Annotated in this window: 10 protein-coding genes; 7 read left to right on the top strand and 3 right to left on the bottom strand. The window is 71.5% G+C overall.

Features of this window, described 5'->3' with window-relative positions; genetic code table 11:
* Window positions 1–39: 39 nt before the first annotated feature.
* The 5 genes from R2740_RS16920 to R2740_RS16940 all read left to right on the top strand — a co-directional run bounded on the left by R2740_RS16920 (window position 40) and on the right by R2740_RS16940 (window position 7,455).
* Window positions 40–915: a phosphoribulokinase gene (locus R2740_RS16920; RefSeq protein WP_371303865.1), complete on the top strand. Its 876-nt coding sequence runs from the start codon at window positions 40–42 to the stop codon at window positions 913–915.
* Window positions 916–2,949 carry a transketolase gene (gene tkt, locus R2740_RS16925; protein ID WP_371303866.1) on the top strand — a complete coding sequence of 678 codons (2,034 nt, stop codon included), beginning with the start codon at window positions 916–918 and terminating at the stop codon, window positions 2,947–2,949.
* Window positions 2,946–4,013, top strand: a complete 1,068-nt coding sequence (gene fba / locus R2740_RS16930; RefSeq protein WP_371303867.1) for a class II fructose-bisphosphate aldolase — start codon at window positions 2,946–2,948, stop codon at window positions 4,011–4,013. Before tkt ends, fba begins: the two co-directional genes overlap by 4 nt.
* Before the next feature lie 59 nt (window positions 4,014–4,072).
* On the top strand, window positions 4,073–5,911 hold the full coding sequence (locus R2740_RS16935; RefSeq protein WP_371303868.1) for an acyl-CoA dehydrogenase: 1,839 nt from the start codon (window positions 4,073–4,075) through the stop codon (window positions 5,909–5,911).
* 119 nt (window positions 5,912–6,030) lie between these two features.
* On the top strand, window positions 6,031–7,455 hold the full coding sequence (locus tag R2740_RS16940) for an IS1380 family transposase (protein ID WP_371303869.1): 1,425 nt from the start codon (window positions 6,031–6,033) through the stop codon (window positions 7,453–7,455).
* A 297-nt stretch (window positions 7,456–7,752) separates the two neighbouring features.
* Here R2740_RS16940 and R2740_RS16945 read toward each other — a convergent pair whose 3' ends face one another.
* Window positions 7,753–8,292: a DinB family protein gene (locus R2740_RS16945; protein ID WP_371303870.1), complete on the bottom strand. Its 540-nt coding sequence runs from the start codon at window positions 8,290–8,292 to the stop codon at window positions 7,753–7,755.
* A gap of 35 nt (window positions 8,293–8,327) precedes the next feature.
* Here R2740_RS16945 and R2740_RS16950 point away from each other — a divergent pair, with 35 nt between their 5' ends.
* Window positions 8,328–8,825 (top strand): thioesterase family protein, encoded by a 498-nt coding sequence (locus R2740_RS16950; protein WP_371303871.1) that lies wholly within the window; start codon window positions 8,328–8,330, stop codon window positions 8,823–8,825.
* Window positions 8,826–8,828: 3 nt separating this feature from the next.
* On the opposite strand, the gene R2740_RS16955 is transcribed toward R2740_RS16950, so the two are convergent.
* Together R2740_RS16955 and R2740_RS16960 are read right to left on the bottom strand one after the other, a co-directional pair.
* Complete coding sequence (locus tag R2740_RS16955) at window positions 8,829–9,449, bottom strand: GrpB family protein (RefSeq protein ID WP_371303872.1); 621 nt, start codon at window positions 9,447–9,449, stop codon at window positions 8,829–8,831.
* Window positions 9,446–10,198, bottom strand: coding sequence for a VOC family protein (locus R2740_RS16960; protein ID WP_371303873.1), 753 nt, complete (start codon window positions 10,196–10,198; stop codon window positions 9,446–9,448). Before R2740_RS16960 ends, R2740_RS16955 begins: the two co-directional genes overlap by 4 nt.
* Window positions 10,199–10,237: 39 nt before the next feature.
* Between R2740_RS16960 and R2740_RS16965 the strand changes: the two genes are divergently transcribed.
* On the top strand, window positions 10,238–10,611 hold a 374-nt coding region (locus tag R2740_RS16965), incomplete at its 3' end, for a hypothetical protein (protein ID WP_371303874.1).

Raw genomic sequence — 10,611 nt, forward strand, 5'->3', positions numbered from 1 at the left:
CGAACGAAGCGATCCGCCACCACAGCTCAGGAGACCACCATGTCGGTGAAGCACCCGATCATCGTCGTCACGGGGTCGTCGGGCGCCGGGACCTCGACGGTGAAGAACACCTTCGACCAGATCTTCCGACGCGAGGGCATCAAGGCCGCGACCATCGAGGGCGACGCCTTCCATCGCTACGACCGGGTGTCGATGCGGGAGGCGCTCGCCGAGGCAGAGTCCCGCGGCAACCACCACTTCAGCCATTTCAGCCCCGAGGCCAACATCCTCGACGAGCTCGGCGAGGTGTTCCGCGAGTTCTCCGAGACGGGCCGCGGTCGGACCCGCCACTACGTCCACGACGACCAGGAGGCCGAGCGCTACGGCAGCCCACCCGGGACCTTCACCGACTGGGAGCCGCTGCCGGAGGACGTCGACCTGCTGTTCTACGAGGGTCTGCACGGGGCCGCGGTGACCGACACGGTCGACCTGGCGCAGTACGGCGACCTCAAGTTCGGCGTCGTCCCGGTCATCAACCTCGAGTGGATCCAGAAGATGCACCGCGACAAGTCGCACCGTGGCCACACCACGGAGGCGATCAGCGACACGATCCTGCGCCGGATGCCCGACTACATGGGGACCATCACGCCGCAGTTCTCCCGCACCGACGTCAACTTCCAGCGGGTCCCGATCGTCGACACCTCCAACCCCTTCATCGCCCGGGCGATCCCCACGGCCGACGAGTCGATGGTCGTGATCCGGTTCCGCGACCCGCGTGGGATCGACTTCCCCTACCTGATCTCGATGCTGCACGACAGCTTCATGAGCCGGGCCAACTCCATCGTCATCCCGGGCGGCAAGCTCGACCTGGCCATGCAGCTGATCCTCACGCCGATGATCAAGCGGATGGTCGGCAACGCGCAGAGGAGCCAGTGAGTGTCCACCTCGCCCATGACCGACGAGACCGCCACCACCCTCACCGACGGCCGCGTCATGGCCAACGCGCTGAGGGCGCTGAGCATGGACGCCGTGGAGCGCGCCAACTCCGGCCATCCGGGCCTCCCGATGGGCATGGCCGACGTGATGACCGCGCTGGTGCGCGACCATCTCGTCTTCGACCCGGACGACCCCGACTGGCCCGACCGCGACCGGTTCGTGCTGTCCGCCGGGCACGGGTCGATGCTGCTCTACTCGGTCCTGCACCTGACCGGCTACGCCCTCACCCTCGACGACCTGATGGCCTTCCGGCAGCTCGACTCGCCCACGGCCGGCCACCCCGAGCACGGCCACTGCCCGGGCGTGGAGACCACGACCGGCCCCCTGGGCCAAGGGCTCGCCACCGCCGTCGGGATGGCGCTCGCCGAGCGGATGCTCCAGGCACGCTACGGCGACGACCTGGTGGACCATCGCACCTACGTGCTGGCCGGCGACGGCTGCCTGATGGAGGGTCTCAGCCACGAGGCGGTGGACCTGGCCGGCCACCTGCGGCTCGACCGGCTCGTCGTCCTCTTCGACGACAACGGCATCTCCATCGACGGCTCGACCAGCCTGTCGACCAGCATCGACCACGCCGCTCGCTTCCGGGCGAGCGGCTGGGCGACCCTCGCCGTCGACGGCCACGACCAGGAGGCCGTGTCCCGCGCTCTCGAGCAGGCGCGGTCGCACGACAGGCCGACCTTCATCGCCTGCCGGACGACGATCGGCTTCGGCGCGCCCACCAAGGCCGGCACCAGCGGCGTCCACGGCAGCCCCTTGGGCGCCGAGGAGCTCGCCGGCGCCAAGCAGGCGCTGGGCTGGCCGCACCCGGCCTTCGTCGTGCCCGACGACGTGCGTGGCTCGTGGCGCCGGACGGCCGACCGCGGTCGTGCCACCCACGCGGCCTGGCGGACGCGCCTCGAGGCCTCCGCGCAGCGCGCCGACTTCGAGCAGGCGAGCCGGGGCGATCTCCTGGACGCCGCCCACGAGGCGCTGGCCGAGGTCCGGGCCGCGTTCATCGAGGGCGAGGTGGAGCTCGCGAGCCGCCAGGCCTCCCAGAAGGTGCTCGAGCGGCTGGTCCCCGCGCAGCCGGGACTGGTGGGCGGCTCCGCCGACCTCACCGGCTCCAACGGCACCAGGACGTCGACCCAGCGGGCCGTGGAGGCCGGCGACTTCGGCGGCGACTACGTCAACTACGGGATCCGTGAGCACGCCATGGGGGCGGTGATGAACGGGCTCGCGCTCCACCGGGGCCTGATCCCCTACGGCGGCACGTTCCTGGTCTTCAGCGACTACGCGCGCCCCTCCATCCGGCTGTCGGCCCTGATGGGCCAGCGCGTGGTCTACGTGCTGACCCATGACTCGATCGGGCTCGGCGAGGACGGGCCGACCCATCAGCCGGTCGAGCACCTCGCCTCCCTGAGGGCCATGCCCGGGCTGGCCGTCGTACGTCCCGCTGACGCCGCGGAGACCGCCGAGGCGTGGGCACTGGCGCTGAGCCGACCCGGTCCGACGGCGCTCGTGCTCAGCCGTCAGGCGCTCCCCGCGCTCCCCCATGACAGGGAGCGGCCCGAGGTCGCGCGCGGCGCCTACGTCGTGCGTGAGCCGGCGGCCGACCGGGACGTCACGTTGGTCGCCACCGGGTCGGAGGTGTCCCTGGCCCTCGAGGCGGCCACCCTCCTGGAGAGCGAGGGCATCGCGGCCGCGGTCGTCTCCGCGCCCTGCTTCGAGGTCTTCGCCGACCAGGACCCGGCCTCTCGCGCGGACGTGCTCGGTCAGGCGCCCCGGGTGGGCGTCGAGGCCGCGGTGCGGCAGGGCTGGGAGCTCCTGCTCCGCCCCGAGGACGGGTTCGTCGGGATGGCCGGCTTCGGGGCGTCCGGCCCCGCGCCGGCCGTCTACGAGCACTTCGGTCTCACCGCTGCCGCGATCGCCGACCGGGCACGGCAGGTCCGTCGGCACCAGGCATCCCAACGAGAGGACATCGCGTCGTCATGACCCGCATCACCCTTCGAGAGCTGCTCGACCATGCGGGCGAGCACGGCTACGGCCTCCCAGCCTTCAACGTCAACAACATGGAGCAGATCATCGCGATCCTCCGGGCGGCACGGGCGGTCGAGAGCCCCGCCATCCTGCAGGTGAGCCGCGGCGCACGCAGCTATGCGGGAGACGCCATGGTGCGGGCGCTCATGGGTGCGGCCGAGGAGATGTTCCCCGACGTCCCCCTCTGCGTGCACCAGGACCACGGCAACTCCTTCGACACCTGTCGCTCCGCCATCGACCAGGACTACACGAGCGTGATGATGGACGGCTCGCTCCGTGAGGACGCCACCACCCCGACCACCTACGACGAGAACCTCGCCGTGACCCTCCAGGTCGTCGAGTACGCCCACGCGCGCGGCGTCTCGGTCGAGGGCGAGCTCGGCGTGCTGGGACGCCTCGACACCGGCCGCGGCGAGCAGGAGGACGGGCACGGCGCGACCGGGACCCTGGATCGCTCCCAGCTGCTCACCGACCCCGACCAGGCGGTCGACTTCGTGGAGCGGACCCAGGTCGACGCGCTGGCGATCGCGATGGGCACCTCGCACGGCGCCTACAAGTTCAGCGAGCGGCCGGACTCCTCGGTGCTGGACATGGACGTCGTCAAGCAAATCAACCAGCGCCTGCCGGATCTCCACCTCGTCATGCACGGGTCGTCCTCGGTGCCGCAGGAGCTGCAGGACGTGTTCAACCAGTACGGCGGCGACCTGCCGCAGACCTACGGCGTCCCCGTGGAGGAGATCCAGGAGGGCATCCGCCATGGCGTCCGCAAGGTCAACATCGACACCGACACGCGACTGGCCATGACGGGCGCGATGCGCCGACTTGCCCAGACCGACCGCAAGGAGTTCGACCCGCGCAAGTGGATGGCTCCCGCGATGGAGGCGCTGACCACCCTGTGCCGCAGCCGCTACGAGCAGTTCGGCTCGGCAGGCATGGCCCCTCGGCTGTCGCCCCGTCCCCTCGCCGAGATGGCCGCTCGCTACGCCAGCGGCGAGCTGGCCCACCGTCCGGCGGACTAGGAGGCACGACTGGCTAGGTTCTTCCTGGTCCGCACGAGGAATCGCCGACGGGAGCCCGGATGACCAGCCAACAGGACAAGCTGCTGCCCACGCTCGACTTCCTCCTCTTCGAGTGGCTGGGGCTGGCCGACCTCCTCGACCGGCCCCGATACGCCGACCACGACCGGGAGAGCATCGACCAGCTGCTGCGCGCCACCGCGGACATCGCGGCGACGTACTACCAGCCGGCCAACCGCGTCGTCGACGACCAGGAGCCCCGGGTCGAGGACGGTCGGGTGGTGCTGCCCCGGGAGACCGCGGACGCCTGGCGGGCCACCGCCGAGTTCGGGTTCCTGCTCGCCACCCAGGACGTCGAGCACGGCGGCATGCAGCTCCCCCACGCAGCCGGCTTCGCCACCCAGGTGGTGCTGGCGGCCGCGTCGATCAGCATCAATGCGGGCCTGCTCACCGAGGCCAACGCCGCGCTGCTCCTGGCCCACGGCACCCCGGCCCAGCAGGAGGTCTTCGCCACCCGCGAGCTGAGCGGCGAGTGGGCCGGCACGATGTGCCTGTCGGAGTCGCAGGCCGGCTCGTCGCTGTCCGACATCACCACCTCCGCGGTCCCCGACGGGGACGACTTCGAGGACGACCCGCTCGGCCCGCGCTACCGGGTCACCGGTCAGAAGATGTGGATCAGCGGCGGCGACCACGAGCTCACCGAGAACATCATCCACCTGGTGCTGGCGAAGACCGCCGGACCGGACGGCACGATCGACCCGAGCACCCGCGGCATCTCGCTCTTCGTGGTGCCCAAGATGCTGGTCGATCCCGACGGCACCCTGCGCGAGCGCAACGACGTGTCGCTGGTGAGCCTCAACCACAAGCTCGGCTACCGCGGCATCCCCAACGCCGCGCTGGCGTTCGGCGACGGCAGCTGGGAGCCGGGCGGAGCCCGAGGCGCCATCGGCTACCTGGTCGGTCGACCCGGTGACGGTCTTCGGCAGATGTTCCACATGATGAACGCCGCACGGATCGCGGTCGGGCTCGGCGCCGCCGCGCTCGGGTACGCCGGCTTCGAGGCGTCGCTGGCCTACGCCCGGGACCGGCGGCAGGGCCGGCACCTGACGCGCACCGGCAAGGACGCCACCACCCCGATGGTGCCGCTGGTCGAGCATGCCGACGTGAAGCGGATGCTGCTGGCGCAGAAGGCCTATGCCGAGGGCGGCATCGCGCTCGGTCTCTTCGCCGCCCGTCTGCTCGACGAGCAGGCGACCCGCGCGGCCGGCGACGCCGCCGACGCCGCGGACACCGGCGCGTTGCTGGAGATCCTGACGCCGGTGGTGAAGAGCTGGCCCAGCGAGTGGTGCCTGGAGGCCAACAGCCTCGCGATCCAGGTGCTCGGCGGTGCGGGCTACACCCGGGACTTCCCCGTGGAGCAGTACTGGCGCGACAACCGGCTGAACATGATCCACGCAGGCACCCACGGCATCCAGGCCCTGGACCTGCTCGGCCGCAAAGTCATCCAGGACGACGGGGCCGGCCTGCGGGCACTCGGCCGCCGGCTGACCACCACGGTGGACCGGGCCCGCGGCGCCGGGCTCACCGACGAGGCGGCACAGGTCGAAGCCGCCTGGGCGCGAGCCGTCGACACGGCCGCCGCCGCCTGGGCGACCGGCGACCCGGAGGAGGCCCTGGCCAACGCGACGCCCTATCTCCAGGCCTTCGGCCACGTCGTTCTCGCGTGGATCTGGCTCGACGTGGCGGTCGCCGCCGCCGCGAGCGAGCACCCCGAGGCCGCCGGCGCAGGTGCGGCGATGCGCTACTTCCTGACCTACGAGCTGCCGAAGGTCGAGCCGTGGCTGGCGGTGGTCGCGCGGCGCGAGCCGCTGTGCCGTGAGCTCGATCCCGACGTGCTCTGACCCGGATCCGCAGGTAAGCCCTGAGTCCTTCGGGGTGTGAACGCAACAGATGCCTTTCAGATCGGCAAGATCGTGGTTGTTGAGGCCGTTGATCGCGTCGAGTGAAAGGCACCTGTCGGGTGACGAGATTACGTGGTGGGCGTCGGAGTCGTCAGCAGGTCCGGATCGGTGAGTCGGACCCCACGTTGACCGGGGCTGCGGGAATGCTCGCGGTGACCGAGCTGGTCGACCGGCTCGGGATTGTGGCCGCCCTCGACACGACGGTTGGTCCGATCAAACAGCGGGCTCGTGGGTTGTCCGCGGGTGAGTTCTTGGTCGGGCTCGCCTCGGCGCAGATGGCCGGCGCGGAGTACCTCGTCGGCTTGGATCGCCGTCGCGCTGACACGGCCGGTGCGCTGCTGTCGCCGGTGTCGACAGCACCCTCGACCACCGCGGCCACGCTGGCCAAGCGATTCGACCCCACGGCGTGGCACGCAGTCGAAGCAGCTATCGGGCAGATCGGCAGCCGGGTTCTTGGGCACCTCGATGAGCAGCGGCAGGCCGCGTTGCTGGCCTCGCCCACGGTGGACATCGATGCCACCGAAGTCGAGGTCTACGGATCGAGGAAGCAGGGGATCGCCTACAACTACAAGGGCCAACGATCCGGGCGCCCACATCTGGCGACCTGGGCCGAAGCCGGGATCGTGCTGGCCGCCGACCTGCTGCCCGGGGACACCGACCCTCGCGCGGGGGTCGTCGACCTGCTCGGGCGGGCCCTGGCCGGACTGGGCGCCGCCGCGCCGGGTCACGGACGGGTCAGGGTCCGTGGCGACATCGGCTACTTCACCAAGGACCTCGCCCAAGCAGTAGTCGAGGCCGGCTGCGACTTCGCGATCGGCGCGAACCGCAACCCCGCGACCTGGCGTGCCGCCGCGGCGGTACCCGAAGAGGCCTGGAACGACACAGTGGGGATGAAGGGCGCTCAGGTCGCGGTCGCCGACTACGCCCCTGGCGGCTGGCCCGCGGGCACCCGCTGCCTGATCCGCCGGGTCCGCCACGACGCGGTGGCCATCTCGGCCGACCCCAGGGCACGGCGCCGCAAGACCATCCCCGCCGAACAGTTGGCGTTGGCCCTGGAAGGCGACGTCGAGCAGGTGTGGGCCTACTCGTTCATCGTGACCAACCTCGACATCACCACCCCGGCCAAGGCCGCGGCCGTCGAGTCTTGGTACCGACACCGCACCGACATCGAGGACCGGATCCGCGACGCCAAGCACGGCGCCGCGCTGCGGCACCTGCCCTCCGGCGACCCGACCGTGAACACCGCCTGGATGTGGGGTGCGCTGCTCGCGGTCAACCTATCGGCCTGGCTCCACGAGCTCGGCGGCCTCGACGACGGTGACGGCTACGGCCGCGCCCACCTCACCAGGCTCCGCCGCGAGCTGATCTGCATCCCGGGCCGCGTCATCCACCACGCCAGACAGATCACCCTCCGGCTACCACCCGGCATCACGATCCTCGCCAAAGTCCTCGCCCGGCTGCGTGCGATACCCGCGGTCGCGTAGCCCGCGACGTTACCCCCCTCGAACCGCTCAACTCCTCCTCCGACCGCTGGCCCACAGCACCCGGCACAGGAGAGAGCGTGCTAACCAACCTGACCTACCTCATCGCAGGGACCATCGCCCTGATGGTTGTTGCGACCCACGCCCCGACACGTGCGGTGATCCCAGCCGCCATCGCTCTCGCGATCGTTCTGGCCACCGTCGCGACGCTCTCGCAGGGACCAGACGCACTCATCCGCGTCATCGACGCGCTAACACGCCTACTCCACGGAAGTCCCAGCGGCTAACTGCGAGATCGGGTCAGAGGTCGAGGAGCCCGTCGATGCTCTCGCGGAGCAGGTCGGCGTGGCCCGCGTGCCGGGCGTACTCCTCGATCAGATGGACCAGGATCCACCGCAGCGAGAAGGGCTCGCCGGTGCGGCGCCCCGGCCGCACCGACAGCGCGTCGAGGCCGGCGCCGCGCAGCGCCTCGTCGATGCGGGCGTCGGCGGTGGCGATGGCGCGGTCGTAGAGCTCGAAGAGGTACGCCGGCTCGTCGTCAGCCGCGGTGTGCCACTCCCAGTCACGGTCGGCCTCCCAGTCGACCGACGCCCAGGGCTCGCCGAGCTCCTCGCCCCCGAACGTCTCGACCAGCCAGCCCTCCTCGACGACCGCGAGGTGCTTGAGCATCCCGCCGAGCGTCATCGTGGTGGGCGGGAGCGTCGCGGCCAGCTGCTCGGCGGTGAGTCCCTCGGCCTGCCGGCGGAGCGTGGCGCGGTAGTAGTCGAGGAACGATCGCAGCGTGGTCACCTCGTCGGCGGCCAGCGGCGGGTCCTGCTTCTGCGTCGTGGGTTCGCCCATGAGGCTCACCCTAGGCGCCCCCTACCATCACGGGCATGGGACGGTGGCCGACGTACGACGAGGTGGGCGCGCTGCCCTGCGGGGACCGGATGGTGGTGCCGCCGGAGTACGGCGACGAGAACGGCCACCTCAACGTCCGGCACTACCTCGGCATCCTCGACGACGCCGAGTGGGTGGTCTTCGAGCAGGTCGGGCTGGGGTCGGACCTGGCGCAGCGCGGCATCGGCGGCGTCTTCGCCTTGGAGCAGCACCTGACCTACCGCCGCGAGGTGGCGGTCGGCGACGAGGTGTCCGTCGGTGTGCGGCTGCTCGGCCGGACCGGCCGGATGATCCACCTGATGAGCTATCTGGCCAACCACACGCACGGCGAGGTGTCCGCCGCGATGGAGGCGCTCAACTGCTACGTCGACCTCGGCACCCGCCGGCTGACCACGATCCCTCAGGAGCAGGCGGACGGACTCGACCGCGTGATCGCCGAGGCCGCGGCCCTGCCGTGGCAGCCGATGCTCAGCGGCACGATCACCCCGCGGTGAGCCTCACCCTCGCGGGTGCGGGTCGTGCGGATGCCGCGGGTCGGCGGCGAAGATCTTCTCGTAGAGGTCGTAGACGAAGGCCGCCTTGGCGTTGTTGTAGAGCATCCCGTCGGTGAACCCCTGCGTCGCGACCTGCCGCTTGTGGGCGGCGTAGGCGTCGCGGTCGTCGGGATGCGCGCGCAGCCAGTCGCGGAACGCCGTGGTCCGCTGCGGCTCGACCGCGCCCGCGGAGAAGACGTGCAGGTTGGTGCGCGGGTCGTGGTGGCGCAGCAGTCGGTGCTCCTCCCAGTCCGGCTCGCGGATCCGGAGCTGGAAGCCGGCGGCCTCCAGGCGCGGGACGTAGGCGTCCTCGTCGGCCGAGTCGGCCACCGTGAGCTCGGCGTCGATGACGTCCTTGGCGGCCAGCCCCGGCACGGAGGTCGAGCCCACGTGGACGACGTCGAGGGCGTCGTCGCCGAGCGCCTCCTCGACCATTGCCCGGACCCGCTCGAACTCCGCGGGCCAGGCAGGGTCGGGGTCGACGACAGTGATCTGCTCGGGCTGCCAGCTCGGGAGTCGGACCGCGGCGATCGCCTCCTCGTCGGGCGGGTCGAACGGCCGCCAGAGCGGATGGGTCGCGGTCATGTGAGCCGCCCGGTGGCCGGGTCGCGGGTCGTCACGCAGTAGCGGCGTCCCGTCGGGTCGGTGAGCACGGTCCAGAACTCCTCGTCCGGGTCGGCGACGGCGCCCAGTGCCAGGTGCCGCGCGACCTCCGCGTCGCGGTCGGTGGTGCCGAGATCGAGGTGGGCAGTGACCGGGCCGGTCTCGTCGTCGGTGCGCTGGAGAAGCACGTCGAGGGCCAGCTGACGGTCGGGGCGCAGCCAGGCGAACTCAGGGCGCCGCGCCAGCACCTCCGGGCTGGCCTCGAAGACCCCGGCCCAGAACGCCGCCTCGACGTCGTACGACGACCGCGGCAGGTCCAGGCAGACCTGGTAGACCATGCTGTGGTGACCGTCCGGCCAGGTCATCGGCGTCGGGCGGACGCTCGCGGGGTGTGCCACGAAGCAGAAGACGAAGCCGCCCGGAGAGCGCATCGCGACATAGCCCCGGTCCGCAAGCTCGGCAGCACCCAGCCCGACGGCCCGGTCCGCGGCCGCCCGCGGGTCGGCGACGTTGACGTCGAGGTGTACCCGGCCGGGACCGTCGTCGAGCCGCTGGACCCGCAGGTAGTCATCGCCCGTGGGCGGCAGCAGGGTGGCGAACTCTCCCCGGGCGCCGCGAGTGGGCGAGAGCGAGAATCCCGTGACGCCCCGCCAGAACGCGACCCCGCGCTCGAACGAGCCGGCCTCGAGGTCGAGCATGGCGCTCAGCCAGAAGGGGCTCCAGGGGTGCACGGGGTCAGGCTAGCCGCGCGCGTGTCCTAGGGTGCAGCCATGTCACGCGAGGCGTTCGTCGAGGCCCTGTGCCGGCCGGAGCTGGCCGACATCGTCGACCTGGTCTGCTGGGTGGAGGACGGGCCGGACGGCCGGGTCCCCTTCGCCGCCAACAGCGTGGGCCGGGTGCGGTTCCATCTCGACGGGCCGGCGGAGGTCGTGGCCGGGGAGAACCCGATCGGCGGCGAGGACCCGCTGGCGTTCCTCCCCTATGAGCGCGAGCTGGCCGACCCGTCGCCGAAGCGGTCGACGGACAACGCCTACCCGCTGGCCGCCCGGCGGCTGCTGTCCTTCTTCGCCGACCCCGACCGGAGCCCCGACCTGGCGATCGTGCACAGCCCGCGGCACTACTTCCCCGACGAGGGCGGGCACGT

This window comes from Nocardioides sp., assembly GCF_041393715.1.
Taxonomy (GTDB): domain Bacteria; phylum Actinomycetota; class Actinomycetes; order Propionibacteriales; family Nocardioidaceae; genus Nocardioides.

What these genes read in the sequence shown, in the direction of transcription:
- R2740_RS16920 (WP_371303865.1), top strand. Translation starts at nt 40, where the DNA reads ATGTCGGTGAAGCACCCGATCATCGTCGTCACGGGGTCGTCGGGCGCC.
- fba (WP_371303867.1), top strand. Translation starts at nt 2,946, where the DNA reads ATGACCCGCATCACCCTTCGAGAGCTGCTCGACCATGCGGGCGAGCAC.
- R2740_RS16935 (WP_371303868.1), top strand. Translation starts at nt 4,073, where the DNA reads ATGACCAGCCAACAGGACAAGCTGCTGCCCACGCTCGACTTCCTCCTC.
- R2740_RS16945 (WP_371303870.1), bottom strand. Translation starts at nt 8,292, where the DNA reads ATGGGCGAACCCACGACGCAGAAGCAGGACCCGCCGCTGGCCGCCGAC.
- R2740_RS16950 (WP_371303871.1), top strand. Translation starts at nt 8,328, where the DNA reads ATGGGACGGTGGCCGACGTACGACGAGGTGGGCGCGCTGCCCTGCGGG.
- R2740_RS16955 (WP_371303872.1), bottom strand. Translation starts at nt 9,449, where the DNA reads ATGACCGCGACCCATCCGCTCTGGCGGCCGTTCGACCCGCCCGACGAG.